This window comes from Ramlibacter agri (assembly GCF_012927085.1).
Taxonomy (GTDB): Bacteria; Pseudomonadota; Gammaproteobacteria; order Burkholderiales; family Burkholderiaceae_C; genus Ramlibacter; species Ramlibacter agri.
Window position 1 is genome coordinate 2,207,166 of sequence record NZ_JABBFX010000001.1, and the last position, 20,966, is coordinate 2,228,131.

At 69.3% G+C, this 20,966-nt stretch carries 20 protein-coding genes; 6 read left to right on the forward strand and 14 right to left on the reverse strand.

What is annotated here, in order from left to right; all coding sequences use genetic code 11:
- Positions 1-5 precede the first annotated feature (5 nt).
- Positions 6-695 carry a two-component system response regulator KdpE gene (gene kdpE, locus HHL11_RS10730; RefSeq protein WP_169418371.1) on the forward strand — a complete coding sequence of 230 codons (690 nt, stop codon included), beginning with the start codon at positions 6-8 and terminating at the stop codon, positions 693-695.
- Between the two features lie 134 nt (positions 696-829).
- On the opposite strand, the gene HHL11_RS10735 is transcribed toward kdpE, so the two are convergent.
- The 3 genes from HHL11_RS10735 to HHL11_RS10745 are packed head-to-tail and all read right to left on the reverse strand — an operon-like array spanning position 830 to position 4,675.
- Complete coding sequence (locus HHL11_RS10735; RefSeq protein ID WP_169418372.1) at positions 830-3,376, reverse strand: chemotaxis protein CheW; 2,547 nt, start codon at positions 3,374-3,376, stop codon at positions 830-832.
- Positions 3,377-3,433: 57 nt separating this feature from the next.
- Positions 3,434-3,883, reverse strand: a complete 450-nt coding sequence (locus HHL11_RS10740) for a hypothetical protein (protein ID WP_169418373.1) — start codon at positions 3,881-3,883, stop codon at positions 3,434-3,436.
- Positions 3,884-3,898: 15 nt separating this feature from the next.
- Positions 3,899-4,675 (reverse strand): metallophosphoesterase family protein, encoded by a 777-nt coding sequence (locus tag HHL11_RS10745; RefSeq protein ID WP_169418374.1) that lies wholly within the window; start codon positions 4,673-4,675, stop codon positions 3,899-3,901.
- 206 nt (positions 4,676-4,881) lie between these two features.
- On the opposite strand from HHL11_RS10745, the gene HHL11_RS10750 reads away from it, so the two are divergent.
- Positions 4,882-5,721 (forward strand): nucleotidyltransferase, encoded by an 840-nt coding sequence (locus tag HHL11_RS10750; protein WP_169418375.1) that lies wholly within the window; start codon positions 4,882-4,884, stop codon positions 5,719-5,721.
- A gap of 30 nt (positions 5,722-5,751) precedes the next feature.
- On the opposite strand, the gene norR is transcribed toward HHL11_RS10750, so the two are convergent.
- Complete coding sequence (norR, locus tag HHL11_RS10755) at positions 5,752-7,293, reverse strand: nitric oxide reductase transcriptional regulator NorR (RefSeq protein WP_169418376.1); 1,542 nt, start codon at positions 7,291-7,293, stop codon at positions 5,752-5,754.
- Between the two features lie 83 nt (positions 7,294-7,376).
- On the opposite strand from norR, the gene hmpA reads away from it, so the two are divergent.
- Positions 7,377-8,567, forward strand: coding sequence for an NO-inducible flavohemoprotein (gene hmpA / locus HHL11_RS10760; protein WP_169418377.1), 1,191 nt, complete (start codon positions 7,377-7,379; stop codon positions 8,565-8,567).
- Here the strand turns inward: hmpA and HHL11_RS10765 are convergent, their stop codons facing one another.
- Positions 8,568-9,083, reverse strand: a complete 516-nt coding sequence (locus tag HHL11_RS10765; RefSeq protein ID WP_169418378.1) for a DUF1697 domain-containing protein — start codon at positions 9,081-9,083, stop codon at positions 8,568-8,570. It abuts the gene before it with no gap.
- A gap of 22 nt (positions 9,084-9,105) precedes the next feature.
- On the opposite strand from HHL11_RS10765, the gene HHL11_RS10770 reads away from it, so the two are divergent.
- A complete protein-coding gene (locus tag HHL11_RS10770) occupies positions 9,106-9,612 on the forward strand; it encodes a DNA-deoxyinosine glycosylase (protein WP_169418379.1) in 507 nt (168 codons plus the stop codon).
- Positions 9,613-9,623: 11 nt separating this feature from the next.
- Here HHL11_RS10770 and HHL11_RS10775 read toward each other — a convergent pair whose 3' ends face one another.
- The 4 genes from HHL11_RS10775 to HHL11_RS10790 form a co-directional block, all read right to left on the reverse strand.
- Entirely contained in the window at positions 9,624-10,526 is a 903-nt protein-coding gene (locus HHL11_RS10775; protein WP_169418380.1) for a tripartite tricarboxylate transporter substrate-binding protein, read from the reverse strand.
- 74 nt (positions 10,527-10,600) lie between these two features.
- Positions 10,601-11,497, reverse strand: a complete 897-nt coding sequence (locus HHL11_RS10780) for a LysR substrate-binding domain-containing protein (RefSeq protein WP_169418381.1) — start codon at positions 11,495-11,497, stop codon at positions 10,601-10,603.
- Between the two features lie 121 nt (positions 11,498-11,618).
- Entirely contained in the window at positions 11,619-13,805 is a 2,187-nt protein-coding gene (locus tag HHL11_RS10785; RefSeq protein WP_169418382.1) for an LVIVD repeat-containing protein, read from the reverse strand.
- 56 nt (positions 13,806-13,861) lie between these two features.
- Positions 13,862-14,239 (reverse strand): hypothetical protein, encoded by a 378-nt coding sequence (locus HHL11_RS10790; RefSeq protein WP_169418383.1) that lies wholly within the window; start codon positions 14,237-14,239, stop codon positions 13,862-13,864.
- A gap of 291 nt (positions 14,240-14,530) precedes the next feature.
- Here HHL11_RS10790 and HHL11_RS10795 point away from each other — a divergent pair, with 291 nt between their 5' ends.
- Positions 14,531-14,980 carry a hypothetical protein gene (locus HHL11_RS10795; RefSeq protein ID WP_169418384.1) on the forward strand — a complete coding sequence of 150 codons (450 nt, stop codon included), beginning with the start codon at positions 14,531-14,533 and terminating at the stop codon, positions 14,978-14,980.
- On the forward strand, positions 14,973-15,443 hold the full coding sequence (locus HHL11_RS10800; RefSeq protein ID WP_169418385.1) for a Cif family virulence factor: 471 nt from the start codon (positions 14,973-14,975) through the stop codon (positions 15,441-15,443). Before HHL11_RS10795 ends, HHL11_RS10800 begins: the two co-directional genes overlap by 8 nt.
- Before the next feature lie 7 nt (positions 15,444-15,450).
- Here HHL11_RS10800 and HHL11_RS10805 read toward each other — a convergent pair whose 3' ends face one another.
- From HHL11_RS10805 to HHL11_RS10825, 5 genes are all read right to left on the reverse strand, one after another.
- Complete coding sequence (locus tag HHL11_RS10805) at positions 15,451-16,884, reverse strand: hypothetical protein (protein WP_169418386.1); 1,434 nt, start codon at positions 16,882-16,884, stop codon at positions 15,451-15,453.
- 61 nt (positions 16,885-16,945) lie between these two features.
- Positions 16,946-17,308, reverse strand: a complete 363-nt coding sequence (locus tag HHL11_RS10810) for a hypothetical protein (protein ID WP_169418387.1) — start codon at positions 17,306-17,308, stop codon at positions 16,946-16,948.
- A 2-nt stretch (positions 17,309-17,310) separates the two neighbouring features.
- Positions 17,311-18,282, reverse strand: a complete 972-nt coding sequence (locus HHL11_RS10815) for a tripartite tricarboxylate transporter substrate-binding protein (protein ID WP_169418388.1) — start codon at positions 18,280-18,282, stop codon at positions 17,311-17,313.
- Between the two features lie 103 nt (positions 18,283-18,385).
- Positions 18,386-20,146: an ATP-binding response regulator gene (locus HHL11_RS10820; RefSeq protein ID WP_240980052.1), complete on the reverse strand. Its 1,761-nt coding sequence runs from the start codon at positions 20,144-20,146 to the stop codon at positions 18,386-18,388.
- Positions 20,143-20,751, reverse strand: a complete 609-nt coding sequence (locus tag HHL11_RS10825) for a response regulator (RefSeq protein WP_169418389.1) — start codon at positions 20,749-20,751, stop codon at positions 20,143-20,145. Before HHL11_RS10825 ends, HHL11_RS10820 begins: the two co-directional genes overlap by 4 nt.
- Positions 20,752-20,966: the final 215 nt, after the last annotated feature.

Consider the following 20,966-nt stretch of genomic DNA (forward strand, 5'->3'; position numbering starts at 1 on the left):
ACGCCATGCCCAGCCCTGTTGCCCTGATCGTCGAAGACGAACCCCAGATCCGCCGCTTCGTCCGCACCGCGCTGGAGGGCGAGGGCTGGCAGGTGCACGAAGCGGAGACCTTGCAGCGCGGCCTGGTCGAAGCCGGCACCCGCAAGCCGGACCTCGTGGTCCTGGACCTGGGCCTGCCCGATGGCGACGGCGTGGACCTGATCCGCGACGTGCGCGGCTGGTCGGCGGTGCCGATCATCGTGCTGTCCGCGCGCGCCGATGAAAGCGACAAGGTGGAGGCGCTCGATGCCGGCGCCGACGACTACCTGACCAAGCCATTCGGCGTGGGCGAGCTGCTGGCGCGCGTGCGCGCCAACCTGCGGCGCCCGCGCGCGGTGAACGGCGAGGCGGCCGACCCGGTGTTCCGCTTCGGCGGCGTGGAGGTGGACGCGCGCTCGCGCATCGTGCGGCGCGACGGCGCGGACGTGCACCTGACGCCGATCGAATACCGGCTGCTGTCGGTGCTGGTGGCCAACGCCGGCCGCGTGCTGACGCACCGGCAGCTGCTGCGCGAAGTGTGGGGTCCTTCACACGCAGAACAGAGCCACTACCTGCGCATCTACATGGGCCACCTGCGGCAGAAGCTGGAGGCCGACCCCGCGCAGCCGAAGCACCTGCTGACGGAGACGGCGGTGGGATATCGGTTGGTGACCTGAACTTCTGGACATCCGAACTTCAGGACTTCCGGACGCAAAAGTCGCAAAAGTACGCAAAGGACGCAAAATAATCCAATGGAATTCCTTTTGCGATTTTTGCGTAACCTTTGCGTCTTTTGCGTCCGGAAGTTTTCTCAAGCCGCCAGCAGCAACGGCTCCTCGTCGTCAAGGCGCAGGATCTCCGGCACCGGTTCGGTCCCGCGCAGCACGTGGAACAGGCAGGCGGTGTCCAGCAGTTGCACCAGGCAGGCGCCGCCGTTGGCGCGGATGATGCCGCGCACCAGCCGGTGCTGCGCCGCGAAGGGCGTGGGCGAGAGCTGGCCTTCGCCATAGGACGAGACGGCGTGCAGTTCGTCGGCCAGCAGGCCGATGGCCTGCCCCTCATGTTCGACGACCACCACCTGGCTATTGGCCGCCAGCACCGAAGGGCGGCCGCAGACGAGGCTGCCCAGGTCGAACACCCACACGCTTTGCTCCTGCCCGCCGCGATCCAGGCGCAGGATGCCCAGCGCGCGCTCCGGGCAGCCGATGCGCATGCGGGTGAGCGCGCTGGCCGGCCGGGCCTCGCGTACCTGCGCGATGTCCAGCGCCACCAGGGCGCCCCCGCAGAAGAAGGTGGCGAACTCGTGGGCGTTGTTGCGGCGGTCCGCCGCGCCCTGCAGCGTCACGCCGGCCGCCTGCGCGCGCTGGCGGGCGAGCACCGGGCCGAAGCGCTCGCACACCACGGCGACGATGTCGTCGCGGTAGCCGTCGCTGACCTTGAACTCGCGATAGCCGCTGGACGCCGTGCAACCCATGATCGCGTAGGCGCCGTCGTGCGCCACCAGCCGCGAAGCGCTGAGGCCGTTGTCCAGCGCCAGCAGCTCCGGCGCGATCTCCAGCCGGCTGCCCGGTGGCCGCGCGGGGTCGGTGCTGGCGACGATGCGGCCGGCGCGGTCGACGAAGAAGGCGCTGGTCTCGGGCTTGCCGGCCAGGCCGTCGCGCAGCATCGCCGTGAACTCGCGCGCGGCATCGAACACGAGCGCGATGCCGCCCACGACGCGCATGCCATCCTCGCTGCGGATGGCCGCGTGGTAGACGTAAGTGGGCTGGCCGTCGTACAGCGGCGTGGGCTCGAAGGGCGAGACCACGTAGCCCTGTTCGTCGCGCAGCGCCGCCACGCGCTCCAGCATTTCAGGCGCGATGCGCGCGGCCGCCAGGTCCAGCGGCGCTACGTCCGCCCGCTGCGACTGTGCCACGATCGTGCCTTCCGCGTCATGCACCAGGATGCGCGTGTAGACGGTGTAGAGGTCGTTGATGTACTGCAAGGTCTGCGTGACCGCAGGAAGGCTGTCCGCATCGCGGCCCAGTGCCTGCCGCAGCAGCGGCGTCAGCGCCCACCAGCGGCAGTCGTCGGCGCGCTCGTAGAGGTTGCGATCCAGCAGGTCCACCAGCAGGTGCGAGACGAATTCCGAGTCGCGCAGGCTGGACCCCAGCACGGTGGCGTAGAGGTCGCGGATGGAGCTGGCGAACAGCTCGTTGCTGCGGCTGCCGGTCTCGCTGATCTGCTCCAGCACCGCCTGCAGGCGCGCGCTGCCGTCACGGCGGCCGGCCGTCATCACCTGGCCGTTCCAGACGACGCGGCGGATGGTCTCGGCGGCGCTCAGGATCTCGTGCAGCGGCGGCGAGAAGCTCTGCGCGTGCGCCAGCAGGCCTTCGCGCAGCGCGGCATCCAGCGTGTCCGGGCCGTCCTGCACGTCGTTCTGGAAAGCCACGTCCAGCGGCACCATCACCTGGCCCTGCCAGCCGGCCGGCCCCGCATAGCCCTGGTAACCCTGGGCCGCGACGGTGCTGCAGAAGTATTGGCGGCCGCGGAACATGAAGACGGCGTCGCTGCCTTGCCGGTTGACGGGCACGGTAGCCCCGACGGGGATCCAGTCCTCGTCGGCCGAGGCGATGCAGCGGTTGGCGTCATCGAGCAGCAGCATGTTGTAGCGCGCGGCCGGGTCGCGGTGCGAGCGGAAGATGCCCGCCATCTCCTCCTCGAAGCGGAAGCACAGGCACAGCACGCCCACGGGCTGGCCGGTGGCCGGGTGCAGCATGCGGCGTGCATAGAGCAGCGCATGGCGCCGGCCGGGGCGCAGGTCGCTGGCGCGGAAGGCCTGCACGAAGCCGTCACGCTGCAGCGCCTGGGCGACGATGGGGTCGCTGCTGGCCTGCACCGGGCTGGCGTCGTCGATCTGCGCCAGCACGGCGCCGTCCGGCGCGAGCAGCAGGATTTCTTCGTACACCGTGTACTTGCTGCGGTAGGCGCGCAGGCGCTCGCGCACCTCGGCGCGCGTGCCGCCGCTGCCCGCGACGAAGGCGCACAGCTGCGGATCGGTGGCGAGGAAGCCGACGTCCGCGGTGCGCTCGTACAGGTTGCGCACCAGGATGTCGATGACGTACTGCGCCTTGGTGCCCAGTTCGCGCAGCACCTTGGCGGCCTTCTCGCGCACCAGGCTGGCCACCAGCTCGCCTTCGAGGCGGTCGAAGTGCCGCCGCGTGCTGGCCATGGTGGGCAGGATGGCCGCCGCTTCCTCGGCACACACCATCTTGGTGGACGACTCGATCATGCGCCACATCAGGCTCAGTTCGCGCAGGGCACGGTCGCATTGGCCGACGTCGTGCATGAAGGGGAGGAGGGTGGCGGGCGAGGGCATGGACAGCTGTTGTTCGGGGCAGGAGCAACCAACTCCTGCAACAACCGTGCCCGCGCCTCAGGGTTCGGTGCCGGCGGGCACGCGCTCGTAGCGCACCTCCACCTTGTGCACGTGGTCGACGCCGGTGAACTCGTTGGGCGAATCGAAGGTGACCTGGAAGGTCGCGAACGGCACGTTCAGCCGCGAGGGCGGCTTGCCGTTCACGAGCGTGTAGTGGCGCTTGAGGTTGGTGCCGTCGTAATGCCAGGTGCCTTCATGCGCGAATCGGGCGACGCCACCGGAAGGCTGCACCACGCGCACGGCTTCGTGGAAGGCGCCACTGGGTTCGAGGTCGAGCACGCGCCGGATGGTGGTGCCCTGGTCGCTGTACTCGCGCAGCCAGGTGCCCTGCAGCAGTTCGCCGTCGTCTTCGCCGGCGTCCGGCGTGCTGCGCAGCGCGCCCTGGAAAGCCGAGGCCAGCACCACGAGGGCGGCGAGGATGGCGATGACGCTCCAGGAGGTGCGCATGCGCCCATGGTAAGCCTATGGCACCGCGGCGACTTCCTCTTCGCTTTCGACGTCCGCGCGGGGCACGTCGTACAGGCGGAAGGGCGGCAGGTCGGGGCGCGTGCGCAGCAACAGCGGCCGCGCCACGTTGAACACCGGCAGGCCGTTGACCGTCTTGCCCTCCAGCGAGCCGCGGTGCGCGTGGCCGTGGAAGATGGCATCGACCGGATAGCGCAGCAGGGGCTCTTCCAGCCGGCTGCTGCCCAGGAAGGGGAAGATGTCTTCGGGTTCGCCGCGCACGGTGGAGCAGACCGGCGAGTAGTGCAGCAGCGCGATGCGCCGGTGCGTGCGCAGCTTGGCCAGCGCCGATTCGAACTTCATGGCCTCGTTCAGTGCTTCCTGCACGAACATCTTGATCGCCGGCTCGCCCCAGGCGCCCAGCGAACCGCGGCCGAAGCCGCCGGCGAAGCCCTTGGCGCCGGCGATGCCCACGCCTTCGATCTCGCAGGCTTCGCCATCGAGCACGCGCACGCCGATGCCCATGAGCGTCTCGCGCACGACCTCGGGCGTGCCGCTTTCGTAGTCGTGGTTGCCCAGCACGGCGACGATGGGCACGGCGACGGCCGCGAGTTCGTCGGCGAGGATGCGCGCTTCCTCCGCCGTGCCGTAGTCGGTGAGGTCGCCGCACAGCAGCAGCGCGTCCGCTGCTTCGGAGGCCTGGGTGAAGAAGGCGCGCAGGTGGCCGACGTGGTCCTTGGTGACGTGGAGGTCGCCGACGGCGGCGAAGCGCACGCTGGTGGCGGACTTGCCCATGGGTTCTTTGGCTCGCTCGTTGTTGTGTGAAGCCCCATGCTGCCGCCTGGCGCGGCCGCAGGCCATCGTCCATCCGCACGGAGGGCTGTAGGCGCGCGCCGACGCAGGCGAAGGCTTGGGCGCCCAGCCGTGCCGCCTGCACTGCTGACGCCAGGCCGGCCTGCCCGGTGACGCGGCAACCGTGACGGATTCATTACTGTGGCCGCATGCCTGCTGCAAAAATCGCGCCCTCGCTCGAGGACGAAGTCGCACCCAAGACCGCGGGTTTCTACCGCGCGGCCCTGCAGGCGCTGGGGGATGCGGACATTCCTTTCCTCGTGGGCGGCGCCTTCGCCCACGCCTGCTTCACCGGCATCCGCCGGGCGACCAAGGACCTGGACATCTTCATCAAGCGCGAGGACTACGACCGCATCGCGGAGCTGGCCGAGCGCCACGGCTGGGGTACCAGCATGACCTTCCCGCACTGGCTGGGCAAGGTCTACGACCGCGAGGACGAGGACTTCATCGACCTCATCTTCAATTCCGGCAACGGCCTGACGCCGGTGGACGAGGGCTGGTTCCAGCACAACGCCGAAGCCGAGATCCTGGGCGTGCCGGTGAAGATCGCCAACATCGAGGACGGGCTGGTCTCCAAGGCCTTCATCATGGAGCGCGAGCGCTACGACGGCGGCGACGTCGCCCACCTGATCCAGGCCAACGCCGAGCGGCTGGACTGGCAGGGCATGCTGAAGCGCTTCGGCCCGCACTGGCGGGTGCTGCTGGCGCACCTGACGCTGTTCGGCTTCATCTACCCCGGCGAGCGCCACCGCATCCCCGAGTGGGTGATGCGCGAGCTGGTCGGCCGCCTGGCCGCCGAGACGCGGCAGCCGCCGGCGGCGGACCCGCATGTCTGCGCCGGCACCTTGCTGTCGCGCGAACAGTACCTGTACGACGTGGAGCAGCTGGGTTACGTCGATGGCCGCCTGACGCCGGTGAGCACAATGACGGCGGAGGATGTCGACCGGTGGACGCAGGCGATTCCGGCAAGGCAGGCGGTGACGCCGTAGGCGTGGCGCACCCGGCATCGACATCCGTCATCAGGAGGGGAGTGGGAGCACGTCCAAGCGCCGTGCCAGCCGATGGAAGTTGCTCCGGTCCATGCCTGCTTCCGCGGCCGCGCGAGCGAGATGCCCGTTGTTGCGGGCAATGCAGTCCGTGATCCATTGGCGCTGGAAGGCATCCGTCGCCTCGCGCAGTGACTGGCCGGATGACAGGGGCGCCGCCGTGACCACAGGCGCAGGTGCAACAAGCACCTGCCCCTCCAACGCCACATGCCGCGGCTCGATCGCCACCCACCGTCCGCCGCGCCCCTGCTCGTGGAACGCCCGCAGCGCCGCGCGGCTCAGCACGTGCTCCAGCTCGCGCACGTTGCCGGGCCAGTGGTGCGCCAGCAGCGCGTTCTTGGCGGCCGGGCTCAGGCGCAGGTTGCGCGCGCCCAGGCGGTGCTGGTTCTCCTCGAGGAAGCCGCCGGCCAGGGTCAGCACGTCGCGCCCGCGCTCGCGCAGCGGCGGCACCTGCAGCGGGTACACCGCCAGCCGGTGATAGAGGTCGGCGCGGAAGCGCCCCTGCGCGATCATGGCCGGCAGGTCGCGGTTGGTGGCGGCGACCACGCGCACGTCCACCTTGCGCACGCGGTCGCTGCCGGGCCGCTGCACCTCGCCGCTTTGCAGCACGCGCAGCAGCTTGGCCTGGATCGCCAGCGGCAGCTCGCCCACCTCGTCCAGGAACAGCGTGCCGCCATCGGCCAGCTCGAACTTGCCCAGGCGGTCCTGCACGGCGCCGGTGAAGGCGCCTTTCTTGTGGCCGAACAGTTCGCTGTCCGCCAGCGTCTCGGGCAGCGCCGCGCAGTTCACCTGCACCAGCGGCCGCCCGTGCCGCTGCGAAGCGGCGTGCAGGCGCTGGGCCACCAGGTCCTTGCCGACGCCGGTCTCGCCGAGCACCAGCACCGTGAGGTCGGAGGACGCCACCGCATCGATCTCGATGCGCAGCCGGTGCATCGCGACGCTGGTCCCCAGCAGCTCGCGTGGCGGCTGCTGCACGGCCTGCCATTCGCGCGCCATCGCCTGTTCGCGGCCGGCGCGCTCCTGGATCTCGCGGATGGCGACGATGGCTTCCAGGCCGGATTCCACCAGCTGCACCAGCGCGTCGAGCTGCGAGGGGCCGACGGCGTCGAAGGCGCCGGGCTGCAGCGCGTCCAGGGTCAGCAGGCCCCACAAGCGGCCCTCGATGCGCAGCGGCGCGCCCAGGCAGTCGTGCACGGCCAGGATCGCGGGCTGGCCCGCGACCAGGCCGTCGTACGGATCAGGCAGGCCGCAATCCGGCGCGAAGCGCAGCACGCCGGGGCTTTCGACCAGCCGCGCCAGCCGCGGATGCGCGCCGACGGCGAAGCGCCGGCCCAGCGCCTCCACGCTGAGGCCATCGACGGCCAGGGGCGTCAGCACGGCCTCGTCCAGGCGCAGCAGCGCCATCGCATCGCAGGGAACGAGTTGCCTGGCGGCAGCGAGCAGCTGCGCGTAGCGGTCGGATTCGGTGGGGGGAGTCATTTCGACCACGGACGTGGTCGCGGGCACAACGGTCATCGTGGTCGATTGGACCACGCCGGGGATTTTCCTTGCTGCGACAAGGACTTGCGATCTGGCACGGTTCTTGGAATGCAGAGTGCATGTTCTCTGCCCAGACCATCTCCCTCATCAAGGCCACCGTCCCCGCGCTGCAGCAGCATGGCGAGGCCATCACGAAACATTTCTACGACCTGATGTTCCGGGAACATCCGGAAGTGAAGGGCCTCTTCAACGAAGCGCACCAGGCCTCCGGCTCGCAGGCGCGTGCCCTGGCTGGCGCCGTGCTGGCCTATGCCGCGCACATCGACCAGCTCGAAGCCCTGGCCGGCGCGCTGCCGCGCATCATCCAGAAGCACGTCGCCCTCGGCGTGCAGCCGGAGCACTACCCCATCGTCGGCGCCTGCCTGCTGCGCGCCATCCAGGAGGTGCTCGGCGACGCGGCCACCGACGACATCATTGCCGCCTGGGGCGAAGCCTACGGCGCGCTGGCCGACATGCTGATCGCCGCCGAGGAACAGGTGTACGCCGCCAATGCGGCGGAAGCCGGCGGCTGGCGCGGCGCGCGCGCCTTCCGCGTCGCGCGGCGTGTTGTCGAGAGCGAGCTCATCACCTCGTTCTACCTGGAGCCGGTGGACGGCCGGCCGCTGCTGCGCTTCGTGCCGGGCCAGTACCTCACGCTGGTGCTGGAAGTCGATGGCGAGCCGATGCGCCGCAACTATTCGCTGTCCGATGCGCCGGGCAAGGCCTGGTACCGCATCAGCGTCAAGCGCGAGGAGGGCGGCCGCGTGTCCAACTGGCTGCACGCGCAGGCGCAGGCGGGCACGCAGGTCGAAGTGCTGGCGCCGGCCGGCGACTTCCAGCTGGACGAGGCGGCCAACGACGATCGTCCGCTGGTGCTGGTGACCGGTGGCGTCGGCATCACGCCGGCCATGAGCATGCTGGAAGCCGCGGCGCCCAGCGGCCGGCCGATCCGCTTCATCCACGCGGCGCGCCATGGCGGCGTGCATGCCTTCCGCGCGCGCGTCGATGCGCTGGCGCAGCAGCATGCCAACGTCGAAGTGCTGTATGTCTACGACCAGCCGCGTCCCGGGGACGAGCCGCACGTCACCGGCGTCGTCACGCAGGAGTTGCTGGCGCAGCAGCTGCCCGCGGACCGCGACGTCGACGTCTACTTCCTCGGCCCCAAGCCCTTCATGCAGGCGGTGTACCGCAGCGGGCTGGCGCTGGGCGTGGCGCAGGAGCGGCTGAAGTACGAGTTCTTCGGGCCGCTGGAGGAGTTGAAGGCGGCCTGATCAGGCCGCGGCGACGACCTTCCGCATAGTGTCCCACGTCCGCGTGGTCACTTCCTTGCCGAAGGTCTTCTCGATCAGGCGCATGAAGGCGGGGTCGTTCTCCTGCGGCACGTAGGCGCTGAACACGATCCCGTCCTCCACCGCGAGGATCTGCGCCTGCTGCATCTCGATCGGCAGCTTGGGCGCCGGCGCCTTCGCATCGGACAGGAAGGTGGCGATGCGCTTGGCTTTCGCCGGCAGCTTGAAATGCTGGAACGGGTCTTCGGCGAGCAGGTCCTGCAGTTCCGAGACCGGCCGCACGAAGGTCATGAAGCTCTTGCCGAGGTGGGCCTCCATGGCCGCCTCGGCTTTCTTTTTCAGCGAAGCGGGCGTGCCGCGTTCCGTGAAGAGGACGTTGCCGCTGGAAAGCACCGTCTTCACGTCGGTGAAGCCGGCGCCCTCGAAGGCGGCCGCCAGTTCGGGCATCTTGCAGTTCATGGGGCTGATGCCCCGCAGGAAAGCGGCTTGGCGTGGCATGCGCGCACTATACGATCCACGCATGCCACTCGCGATCTCCGAAGGCTTCCCCGCCATCGCCCGCGCGGACGCGCGCATCCTGGTGCTCGGCTCGCTGCCCGGCCAGCGCTCCCTGGCCTGCAGCCAGTACTACGCCCACCCGCGCAACCACTTCTGGCGGATCGCCAGCGAAGTGCTCGGCGTGCCCCTGGACGCGCCCTACGAAGCGCGCCTGCAGCACCTGCTCGATCGCCGCGTCGCGCTGTGGGACGTCTGTGCCGCGGCCCGGCGCCGCGGCAGCCTCGATGCCGACATGGAGGCGGCGAGCGTCGTCCCGAATGATTTCGCCGCGTTCTTCGCGGCGCATCCCGCCATCGAGCGGGTAGGCCTGAACGGGCAGCACGCGGCCAAGCTCTATCGGCGGCTGGTCGTGCCGAACTTGCCGGAGAAGCTGCGCAGCGCCTGGACAGCGCTGCCTTCGACCAGCCCGGCGCACGCGGCGATGTCCTTCGAGCAGAAGCGGGACGCGTGGGCGCGAGCGCTGCTCTGAGCCTGCCCTCGTCAGTCCAGCACGATCCCGGTGCGCTTGGCCAGCGCCGTGTACTTGTCGACCTGGTGGCGCAGGAAGTCGGCAAAGGCGGCCGGCGGCGCCGTCGAAACGACGAAGCCGCCCTGGAGCAACCGGTCGCGGATGCTGGTGGCCTGCAAGGCCTTGACGGTTTCGGTGCTCAATGTGTCGACGAGCGGCGCCGGCGTGTGGGCCGGCGCGACGAAGCCGATGAAGCCGTCGAGCGCGAAGCCGGGCAGGAATTCGGCAATCGCCGGCAGTTGCGGATATGGCGCGGCTCGCCTGGCGTTGGTGATCCCCAGCGCCCGGATGCGCTTCGCGTTGATGTGCGGGAGGGCGGACTCCAGCGTCACGAAAGCCAGAGGCAAGTCACCGCGCACCAGCGCGTGATAGATCCCCGTGCTGCCGTTGTAGGGGACGTGCTGGAGCGGCGCGCCCGCCTCGATGGCCAGCAGTTCGCCGGCCAGGTGCGACACCGAGCCGACGCCCAGCGACGCATACTGCAGCGGCGGATCGGCGCGCCGCATCAACGCGATCAACTGGTCCACGGTGCGGGCAGCGAAGCCCGGATGCGTGACGAGGACCGTGATCGAATAGCCGGCGAGGCAGACCGGCTCGAAATCCGTCAGTGCGTTGTACGGCATCTGGTGCCGCATCGCCTGGTTGATCGCGTGCGCCGACAGCACCATGCCGAAGGTATTGCCGTTGGGCGCGGCCGTCGCCACCGCGCGCGTCCCGATGATCGTTCCACCGCCCGAGCGGTTGTCCACGACCACCGGCCGGTCCAGGGTGCGTGCCAGGTTGCGCGCGAGCAGGCGCGCCATGAAGTCGGAAGCGCCGCCGGGCGCCTGCGGCACGATCAGGCGCAGCACGTGGTCCGAATCGGCGGCAGCCAAGGCATTGCGGCCGGAGCATCCGGCCGACGCGATGGCGGCAAGCAAGGCGCGCCGCGCAAGGAGCGGGCCGCGAGTCACCGCCGCAGCCTGCGAGATGCGCGCCGGAACTCGGCCGCCAGCGCGGCGGCCGATGTCGTCAACGGCCGCATCATGGGGGTCAGCAGGAACTGCACGGCCGCCGGCAGGCCGAGGTCGATGGCCAGCAGCTTCAGCAGGCCGCGTTGCCGCAGCGGCTCCAGGCCTGCGACGCTGTTCAAGGCGACATAGTCGTTCTGCAGCAGCATGTCGACGAGTGCGCTCGAGGAATCGCAGTGCGCCACCAGCTTGGGCTCGGGTAGCCCGTGCGCGCGCATCAGGGACACGATTGCCGGGTCGCCCTGGGGCCGCACGCTGTACAGCCAGCCGTAATTCGTCAGCGCGGCCAGGTTACGGGCGTTGGCGGCCGGGTGGTCCGCGCGCACGAAGATGCCCACGTCGGAGCTGCACAACTGCTCCGCGTTCAGGTCGGAGACGCTTTGGTCGGTGGGCAGCGGGCCCACCGCGAAATCGATCTTCGCTTCACGCAGCGCCGCGATCGTCGACGAGGAGCGGCCGCCGAACACGCTGATCAGCGCATCGGGTGCGGACTCGCGGAAGCGCGCCACGGCCTCCGACAGCAGCATCGCTTCGGCGGTGGCCGACAGGCCGATCGTGATGACGTTCTGGCCCTCGCCGTTGAAGCGCTCGATCTCCTCCTGCAGGTGGCGCAGTTCGGCATCGACGACGCGCGCGCGGCGCAGCACGATGCGGCCCGCCTCGGTGGGCTCGACGCCTCGCGCGGAGCGCACCAGCAACGGCACGCCCAGCGATTTCTCCAGCGCCGAGAGGTTCTTGCTGACGGCGGCCTGCGCGAGGCCGAGCTTGCGCGCAGCGGACCGGACGCTGCCGGTTTCGATCACTGCAATCAGGTCTCGCAACTGAGCGTTCTGCACGGCGCCTCGCTTTTATCTGTAATTTGCAACTATTCTAGATTCCGGCATCGAAGCGCGCAGGCCCAAGCGCAAAAGCCCCCGGCTCGATCCGAGCCGGGGGTCTTGCGGGTGCTGGGGCCGGTCAGCTCTTCTGGCTGACAGCCAGCTTGCCGCCGCTCTTGAGGTAGCCGCTGGTGGAGAACGAGCAGCCTTCGGTGCAGGACAGCGAGAAGAAGCCGTTGTTGTCGCCGTTGTCGGTCACCTGGACGCGGAACTTCGCCGGCTGGCCGTTGAAGGTGCCTTCGCCGTCGACCTGCATCGAGTTCTTCGTCGCCGTGATCTGCGTGCCATCCGCATCGATGGCGGAGCCGAGGCGCGTCACCGAGTTCAACTGCACCTTGTTGCCCTGGCCGTCCACGCTCAGGGTTGCCGTGGGGCCCTTGGCGCCGCGGCTGGCCTCCAGGGACACCTTCACTTCGCCCGTGGCCGTGACCACGCTGCCGTTGACGCTGGCCTTGCGGCTCATGCAGGCGTTGTACTGCGGATTGGTCAGCTCGATCGAGACCAGGCCGCCCTGGTTCCATCCCGTGTAGTACAGGCAGTTCTCGTTGTCATAGCGGGGGTCGGGACGGGTGAAGTCCATCTTGGTGGGCGTGTGGCGCTCCTTGACGTAGTACGCGATTTCCTTCGGGCTGGTCGGGTCGGTCCAGTCGGCGAAGCGGATGCCGCCCGAGGCCGACGCGTAGATCGCCACGCGCATGTTGTTGCGGTCGTCGAAGTTCAGGTAGTGGACCATCGGGACGTTGCCGCCCTGCGCCACCAGCGTCGGGCAGACGCTGGCCTTGTTGGCGTCCTGCTCGTAAGTGCCGACGATCTTCGGGTGCTTCTCGTCGGAGATGTCGATCATGCGGCCGAAACTTTGCTGCTTGCACTGGCCCGGCAGGCCGTTGGTGTCGCTGGTCGTCAGGGCATACGACTCGTCGGTCGAGACGATGTATTCCTTGCCGTTGATGTGGCGCACCCATTCGGTCGCGTGGGTCGCGGAGGTCGACGTCATGCGGTTGTAGCCGCCCTGCTCGAACTCGGGGTTGGGCTGCTGGTCGCACCACGAGAGGAAGCTCACGTACTTCAGCTTCGGGTTGGCCACCCGCTTGACGATGTCGCTCGAGTCCATGACCAGCAGGCCGTTGGCGCAGGTCTGCTCGCGCCAGAACGTGGTGCTGGCCGTCGGCAGGTTGCCGGCCACCTGGCCGCCACCGCCGTACACCGCGAGGTAGATCCGCGTGCCGTCCGGGTTGGTGCTGACGTCGTGGATGTTGGTCGCCGCCATGATCCGCCAGTTCTCGTTGTTCTTCACCTCGTCGGGCAGCATCGAGCGGTTCCAGCTCAGGAGCAGCTTCGGGTTCTTCGGGTCGTCGAGGCTGGTGACGTGCACGTCCACGCGGTTCGTGGCGACGGTGTAGTTGGCCCAGTCCTTGTCGGTGGGCGACTTCCCTCCGGTGACGAGCGTGGCGCCGCCGTCCTTGGCCGTGGTGCCGAACGGGACGCCGTACCAGGTCTTGCCGTCGGGCGTGATCCAGCCGTCGTGGTGGCCGCCGGAGCTCTGGTAGTTGGCGTTCAACGGGACCGGGTGCAGGCAGTCGCTGACGTCATAGACGTCCACCATCTTGTTGTCCTTGTAGCCGGCCACCATGATGTTGCCGGCGAGTTCGAAGCCCGAATAGGCTTCAAGCGCCGCCGGGGTGCGCAGGATCTTCCCGTTCGGATTGACGGGGGTGGCTGCGCTGGTTTCCTCGCCCCACTTGTTGGTGCTCGTGGCGGCGACGCTGGCCGACGGTGCAGTGCCGACGACGGCGGTGTCGCCGCTGGCGGGCACGACCTGCATCTTCGTCGGCGTCTTCACGTCGAACACGATGATGCCGGTGGTCAGGGCCGCATCGCCGCCGGCCGCGCCGTCGCGGTTGGAGGCATAGGCGCAGCGCGTGGAACCGTTGGACTTGATCTGCAGGTCGCCGAAGGCGCCGCGGTTGAACAGCGTGTGCTGGGCCACCTTGCGCGCGCCGCACCAGTAGCCCTTGAAGCCATCGGGGTTGGCGGTGGTGTCGTACATGGCCGACTTGGGGATGTGGCCGTTGACGCCCGGCTCGGCCTGGTCGCCGGGACCGGGCTCGCAGAGCCGGGGCGGCGCCACGTAGGCCAGGGCCTGGTCGTCGACCGCGGGTGGCGCCGTGACGACCGGCGATGGGCTGTCGCCGCCGCTGCCGCCGCAGGCGGCAAGCAGGACCGCAGTGGCCACTGCGGCCAGCTGCAACTGGAGTTTCATTCTCACGAGTTGTCTCCTTCTTAGAGTGGTGGTTGAGGAAGAGGGTGGAGCGGCAGCTCGCTTCAATGCCGGAAGGGCGGCGCCAGGTCCCACGGCGCCTCGCCCTCCGGATAGTTCGGCTGTTCGACCTGCGGGGCGGCAGGCGTGGCAGCAGATGGCGGCGGCGACGCGGGAGCGGCCGCCGTCCTTTCGGGTTCGATCACGAGGGGCTGCGCCGCGCCATCCAGCACGAGGCGGCCGGGTTCGATGGCAGTGACCGCATAGCCGTCGACGTGGTCGCCCACGCGCAGTTGCAGCACCTGCGAGTCCGCGGTGTGGAGCACCGTTGCGAAGCTGGCGGCGCCGGCCGCGACTGTGCCGACGAGCTTGAGCGCCGGCGCGGGCCGCACGGCCGCCACGGGTACGGGGGCGCGGACGGGAGCAGGGGCTACGCGCTGCACAGGCGCTACTGCGGATGCGAGGGCGTCTTCGTGTGAAGGTTGCCACCACATCGCCCCGAGGACGATGGCGACGAGCACTGCGGCCAGCCACAGGGGCCAATGGGCGCGATCTGTCAGGGAGAGTTGCATGGCCTTCTTCGTTCGGGTTCGCGCCCGATTCGCAAAAACCGCCGTAGGTTAGTCGCGGCCATCGCGCGCCGGAAGACAAGCAGCGGTTAAGGCGTTCGTCGCAGGTGAGCAGGCTTGCGCGCGTGCGCGCCGCTGGTGATACTCGCGGCCTTCGAGCAAACGATGAAGAAGACGATGTTGTTGAAATGGATGGCGGCCACTGCGCAGGCTTCGTTGCTGGCCGGGGCCTTGCTGCTCGCGCTGCATGCCGCTGCCGACCCTGGCCGGCGCGATGGCGTGCAGGTTGCGGGTCACGACGCGGTCGACCCGGCGCTGCGGCGCTTCACCGGCAAGGTGACCGCCCTCGGCCCGGCCAACAAGGCGGGCCGCGTCGCCACCTTGCGCTTCGACCCGATCGGCCCGGGCATGGTGGCGCCCAGGCGCAACGAACTGCGCGGCTGGAGGCTCACCTTCATTCGCGGCAAGCTGTTCGGCCGCAGCCTGTGGATCAAGGGCAATACGCCCAACGAGCTGACGGTGCGTGACACCGATCCCTCGCTGGCGGGGGTGGTCGAGGGCGACATCCTGATGATCGAGCTGCTCGATCCGAAGAAGGTCGATCCCAATGCGTAGCGCGCGCCTGCTGCTTGCGGCCGCATGCCTGGTGGCAGCAAGCGCGGCGTGGGCGCAGACCGCCAGGCTGCCGGCCGACGCGGTCGACGGCTTCCGCGCTGCACTCAGGCGCAAGGACACCGGTGGCGCGCTCTCCTACCTCGATCGCTCGCTGGTGGTGTTCGAGTTCGGCGTCACGGATCCGACGGTCGAAGCCTATGCCTTGAGCCACCTGCCGGGCGACATCGACATGGCTGCCGTCTCCGACTGGAGCCTGCAGGCGCGGCGTGTCGGCGGCAGCGGCAACGAGCGCTGGGTCCTCAGCACCTACCACGTCACCGGCAAGCTGCCCGATGGCAGGAAGATCGACCAGGTGATGCAGGAGACGGCGATCGTGCGCCGCGTCGGCGAAAGCTTCCGCATCGTCCACCTGCACTGGTCGAGCGACAAGGGCTGGGCCCAGCCATCGCGGCCCGCTCCTTGAAGGCCTTTCAGCCCACGATGGGCTGGGCCATGATCCACAGGCTCAGGCTCGTATAGGCCACCATCAACGCGAGCATCGGCAGCTGGCTCATGAGCGCGGCGCGGTGGCTGTCTAAGCGCCGCGTCGCTTCGACGTGGGCGACAACGACGGCCAGCACGTGGCCGATGACGATCAGCGCGACGGCGGTGTACCAGTACACGGCCGGACTGACGATGCCGAGGTCGACGCCGCGGCCCTGCGTGCCGAACAGGTTCCAGCCCCAGCCGAACGGGTCCGAAGCGAGCGGGATGATGAACTGCCCGGTCGTGAGCAACAGCGACGCGTAGTGCGCGAGATGGTAGGCCACGGCGATCGGCACCAGGCTCCAGACCATGGCGTTCACGGCCCCCGTATCACCCGTGCGTCCGGCCAGGCGCAGCATCCACGCTCCGACGACACGGAAGATCAACACGAAGGCCAGCGGGAACATGAGCAGCACGCCGGTGTTCAGCCATTGCGTTTCGTCCAGGCCCGTCGCGGAGGACAGGGCGTACAGCGTCTCGGCCACCGGGCGCGACATCTGCGCGGCGGTCCCGATGCGATCCATCAGCGGTGTTTCGTGGAAGCCGTCGAAGGTGACGGTTGCCAGCATCAGCAGCACGAAGGCGGCCACCGAGTTCGACACCGGCTCGTTCGCCAGCAAGCCAGCGGCGTAGGGCCGCAGGCGCAGGCGCGCCGGCTCGCCGGGCCGGGAGCCGCGCAGTTCGAGCGGTGCGAAGCGGCCCAGCACCCGGAACACCATCGCGAAGGCATCGGCGTTGCGGCGCCAGGCCTCCACGCCGAACAGCAACATGCCGGCCCAGCACAGCGCGGCGTAGGCAAGCAGCGCGCTGGCGATGGCGCGCGGCACGTCCTTGTCCGGCCACACCAGTTCGGCCCACGCGAAGGCGAAGAACAGCGCCACCGCCGGCCATGCGCCCAGGCAGGACGGATAGGTCCAACCGAGCGACTCGCGGCAACCGATCATTCGAACAATTGAGCGATACAGCGTCGGCAGCGGATTGACGATCTCCCAGAGGTCGCCGACGAGGGCGCAGAAGAAGGCCATGCCGACCCACCACAGCACCCAGGTCATGGTGACGACCAGGTTCGCGTAGGCGTCCTGGTTGCCGAAGAAGCCGGTGGCCAGGCTCAGCGCGAACAATGCGCAGGCAAGGGTGCGCAGCAGCGCCGCGAGCGGATGCGCCGCGCGACGCAGCGTCGGCGACCGCAGCAGGTCAACGCTGCGAAGCAGGGGCGCGCCGAAGTCGCGCCGCCGCGCGAACAGGGCCAGCGCCACGAAGGTCAGCACGAGCGTCGCGCCGGCCCCCGTGAGCCACAGCCACAGGGGCAGCGGCAGGTCGAAGCGCTGGCCGAAGCCGTGCGCCTGCGCGCCGGCGCTCGAACAGATGGAAGCAAGCACGGGGACAGCCCTGGCCAGACGGCGCGTTGCGCGCGTGGATCGGAATCGGCCCAGAGCGCACCTACGGACGGACTTCGATGAACAGCACGGCGCGGTGGTTGCCCGCGCCCTCGCGGTGTTCGTGCACCGGAAAGCGACCTGCCAGGCTGGCCTTGAAAGTCATCGTGGCCACCGCGGGAGGCGCGACCTTGGCGTCGATGTCGTAGCCATGCAGATGCAGTTCGACCGGGCGATCGCTGCTGATGCGCAACTGGACCTGGTCGCCCTGCTGCACCTTGAGCGTGTCCTCGCCCTTGACGCGGCCGCCCGCGAGTTCGACCGAGAAGGATTGCGAAGAGGCCGCGACGGCGGCGCCGGCGAGCGGGGCCAGCGCCAGGCAGGCAAGCAGCCGCAGGCGGGAACGGTGGATGGCGACGGCTCGCATGCTCACTCCGCGTACTGGCCGGCGGCCTTGATGACCGGGCCCCACTTCTCGATCTCGGCTTCGACGAACTTCCTGTGCTCGGGGCCGTTGACGCGGGCGTCGTTGATGATGACGGCGCCCAGGCTCTCCTGGCTCTTGACGAAAGCCGGATCCTTCAAGGCCACCTTCAGGGCTGCATTCAGCTTGTCGGTGATCGCCTTGGGCGTGCCGTGGGGCGCGAACAGGCCGTGCCAGACGCTGACGTCGAAGCCTTTCAGGCCGCTCTCGTCCAGCGTGGGCAAGGCTGCCAGGGCGGGCGTCGCCAGGCGCCTCTTCGTCGTTACCGCGTAGGCCTTGACCGTGTTGGCTTCGATCTGCGTGGTGGTGTTGGTGGTCTGGTCGCACATGACGTCGACGTGGCCGCTGATCAGGTCCGTCATGGCTGGCGCGGTGCCCTTGTAGGAGATGGTCTGCATCTCGATCTTCAGCGCGTTCTGCAGCATGAGCCCGCACAGGTGCGAAGCGGAGCCGACGCCGGCGTTGGCGAGGTTGATCTTGCCGCGGTTGCTTTCCAGCCACTTGCGCAGCTCGCCGAAGTTGCCGGCGGGCAGCTTCTTCGTGCTGAGGACGGTCATCGGCACCTCGTTGATCAGGCCGAGGTACTCGAAGTCGTCCAGGGTCTTGTAGGGCAGCTTGCGGTACAAGGCGGGCGAGGTGGCCATGCTCACGTGGTGCAGCAGCAGCGTGTAGCCGTCCGGGGTCGCGCGCGCGGCCTTGGCGGCGCCGATCGTGCCGCCGGCGCCACCGGCGTTGTCGATCACGATGGTTGCATTGCCCAGCGGCTTGCGCAGCGCTTCTGCGAAGTCGCGCGCCACCTTGTCGGTCGGCCCGCCGGCGGCGAACGGCACCACGATCGTGATCGTCTTGTCGGGATACTCGGCGAAAGCGGGGACGGCGGCGAGGGCCGCGATCGCGATCGTGAACAGGCGCTTCATCAATGTCTCGCAGGATGTGAAGCGAGGCATCTTATGGAGCACCGGCATGGCGCAAAAGATGGCTGTCTGTTAAGACGTTCACCTTGGGTGAACGGTCGCGCTCCTAGCCTCCCGCGCTCCCTTCCCTCAGCACCCCGGCCAGCGCCAGCTGCAACTCCCTGGGATGCACCGGCTTGTGCAGCAGGGTCATGCCCGAAGCACCAGCCTCGCGCAGGCGTTCCGGCGCCGTGTCTCCCGTCACCAGCAAGGCTGCCAATTGCGGGCCATGCACCGCACGCAGGGCCGCGATGGCGTCCGCGCCGGTCGACGTGCCGCGCAGCCGGTAGTCGCTGATCACCACGTCAGGCAGGACGCGGGCCGCGAGCTCCAGGGCGTCGGCGATGCCGTCGGCGGCGTCGCACTCGCAGCCCCAGTCCCGCAGCAGCTGGCGCATGGCTTCGCGCACTGCCTCGTCGTCGTCGATCACCAGCACCCGCGCGCCGGCAATGGAAGCCACCGCCGTCCAGCGCGGCCGCGCCGCGGGCAGTTCGCCGCGTGGGGCCAGTGGCAGTTCGATGCGGAACACGCTGCCGCGGCCAGGCTCGGAGTCCAGCGTCAGTGCATGCCCCAGCGTGCGGGCCAGCTGCTGCGCGATGGCCAGGCCGAGGCCGAGCCCCTTGCGGCGGTCGCGCTCCGGATTGCCCAATTGGTGGAATTCGCGGAACACCGCGTCGCGGTCAGCTGGCGCGATGCCGATGCCGGTGTCCCACACTTCCAGCAGTGCGTGGCCGTCACGCAGGCGGCAACCGATCAACAGGCCGCCGCGCTCCGTGTAGCGGATGGCGTTGCTCACGAGATTGCGCAGGATCAGCGCGAGGATCGCGGAGTCGGAGCGCACGACGGCGCGCGTTTCCCGCGAGCGGTACACGATGCCCTTGGCGTCCGCCTGTGGCGCCAGCTCGTTCTCGATGACATTGAGCAGCGGCTGCAGCTCGAGTGGCCGCACTTCCGCCTGCACCACGCCGGCCTCGATGCGCGAGAAATCCAGCAGCGTGTTGAGCATCTCCGCCGTGGCCCGCGTCGCGGAGGTGACGCTTTGCAGGATGCCGCGCTGCGCCGGCGTGAGCGCACTGCGTTCCAGCACGGTCAGGAACAGGCCTTGCGCGTGGATAGGTTGGCGCAGGTCATGGCTGGCCGCGGCCAGGAACTTGGACTTGGCGAGGTTGCTTTCGTCGGCCGCGCGATGCGCCTCGCGCGCGTTCTCGCTTTCGCGCAGCAGCCGCGCGATCAGCTCCAGGTTCTCGAAGCGCAGGTCGATCGCGGCCCGCGCCGACTGCGCGAGGTTGCGGCCGTGGCCCACGAGGGTCATGCAATAGAGGATGCCGGTCAGCGCCAGGGCGCCATAGGCCGGGTCCTTCAGCAGCCACAGTTTGGCCGCGATCGTGAGCAGCAGCGTCGCCAGGAAGCACAGGAAGACCGGCATCACGACTGCCAGCGAGGACATCGCGCTGCCGGCCACGCCCGCCATCACGGCGATCACCAGCACGCTGCCGCCCAGGCCCGCGGTGTCGAGCGTGATCCAGGTGAGGCTGGCCCACAGCAGGCCGTCGGCCAGGTTCAGCGCCATCTGCCGCCGCACCTGCGATTGCCAGGTCGTGGCGTCCAGGCGCCGCAGCGCGCGTCGGGCGTCCCAGGCGCTGAACAACTCCAACCCCAGGATCGCGGTGGCCCAGGCGGCCAGCGGGCGGGCGTTGTAGTCGTCCAGCAGCGCCCACAGCAGCACGGCGACCAGCAGCGCGGTCTGCCACACCGCGTCCTTCACGTTGCCCAGGAGCAGGCGCATCTGCTCGACGCGCACGCGCTCGGCGAGGCCCGGGCGGCTCAATGGACCAGGCCGCGCTGGCGCGCTGCGAAGGCGGCTTCCGAACGGCTGGACACGTCCAGCACCGCGAGCGTCGCCTGCACGTGGCCGCGCACGGTGTGTTCGGAGAGGTTCAGGCGGCGGCCGATCGCCTTGTTCGACAGGCCCTGGCACAGGAGGTCCAGCACTTCGAACTGGCGCGGCGTCAGGCCGCAGTGCCCGGAGTCATTCGCTTCGCCCGCGGGGAGCGGCACGGCCTCGCCGCGCAGCGCGCGCGTGATCGCCGCGATCATCTGGTCCGCGGTGTGGGCCTTGGACAGGTAGTCCGCCGCGCCGCGGGCCAGGGCCTGGCGCACTTTCTCCGGCTCGGTGTGCGAAGAAAGCATCAATACGGGCACGCCCGGCCAGCGCCGTTGCACGAGGCCGATGCCGTCCAGGCCGTTGAGCCCTTGCAGCTGGATGTCCAGGAGCACGAGGTCCGGCGCCTCGCCTTCCTGCCGCATCGCATCCTGGATGGATGCGGCTTCGTTCACGCGCACGTCGGGAATCGCCGACGCCAGGACCATCGCGAGGCCGGTGCGAAAGAGGGCGTGGTCGTCGACCAGGAGAAGCGTGGGGCCAGTGGGCATGGTGCGATTACAGCGTGCGGCACCCCGCAGGGCAAGGCGCGGGACATGCATTCAGTCCATATGGACTGTAGACGCCCGACAGGCCCTTGCCTAGCATCCGCCGCTGCTTTCAAACGACGGGCACGCGCCTTCACGGCGCAGTGTTCGCACCTTCGCCCATGTCACCAGTCCGAGCTACGTCGTTGGATCTGCCTCGCCTTGCCGCACGCTGCGCG

Excerpts from the sequence above, each read along its gene's own strand:
- HHL11_RS10795 (WP_169418384.1), top strand. The coding sequence starts at position 14,531 with ATGAAGAAGACGATGTTGTTGAAATGGATGGCGGCCACTGCGCAGGCT.
- norR (WP_169418376.1), bottom strand. The coding sequence starts at position 7,293 with ATGACCGTTGTGCCCGCGACCACGTCCGTGGTCGAAATGACTCCCCCC.
- kdpE (WP_169418371.1), top strand. The coding sequence starts at position 6 with ATGCCCAGCCCTGTTGCCCTGATCGTCGAAGACGAACCCCAGATCCGC.
- HHL11_RS10740 (WP_169418373.1), bottom strand. The coding sequence starts at position 3,883 with ATGCGCACCTCCTGGAGCGTCATCGCCATCCTCGCCGCCCTCGTGGTG.
- HHL11_RS10750 (WP_169418375.1), top strand. The coding sequence starts at position 4,882 with ATGCCTGCTGCAAAAATCGCGCCCTCGCTCGAGGACGAAGTCGCACCC.
- hmpA (WP_169418377.1), top strand. The coding sequence starts at position 7,377 with ATGTTCTCTGCCCAGACCATCTCCCTCATCAAGGCCACCGTCCCCGCG.
- HHL11_RS10815 (WP_169418388.1), bottom strand. The coding sequence starts at position 18,282 with ATGAAGCGCCTGTTCACGATCGCGATCGCGGCCCTCGCCGCCGTCCCC.
- HHL11_RS10770 (WP_169418379.1), top strand. The coding sequence starts at position 9,106 with ATGCCACTCGCGATCTCCGAAGGCTTCCCCGCCATCGCCCGCGCGGAC.
- HHL11_RS10825 (WP_169418389.1), bottom strand. The coding sequence starts at position 20,751 with ATGCCCACTGGCCCCACGCTTCTCCTGGTCGACGACCACGCCCTCTTT.
- HHL11_RS10735 (WP_169418372.1), bottom strand. The coding sequence starts at position 3,376 with ATGCCCTCGCCCGCCACCCTCCTCCCCTTCATGCACGACGTCGGCCAA.
- HHL11_RS10810 (WP_169418387.1), bottom strand. The coding sequence starts at position 17,308 with ATGCGAGCCGTCGCCATCCACCGTTCCCGCCTGCGGCTGCTTGCCTGC.
- HHL11_RS10765 (WP_169418378.1), bottom strand. The coding sequence starts at position 9,083 with ATGCCACGCCAAGCCGCTTTCCTGCGGGGCATCAGCCCCATGAACTGC.
- HHL11_RS10800 (WP_169418385.1), top strand. The coding sequence starts at position 14,973 with ATGCGTAGCGCGCGCCTGCTGCTTGCGGCCGCATGCCTGGTGGCAGCA.
- HHL11_RS10745 (WP_169418374.1), bottom strand. The coding sequence starts at position 4,675 with ATGGGCAAGTCCGCCACCAGCGTGCGCTTCGCCGCCGTCGGCGACCTC.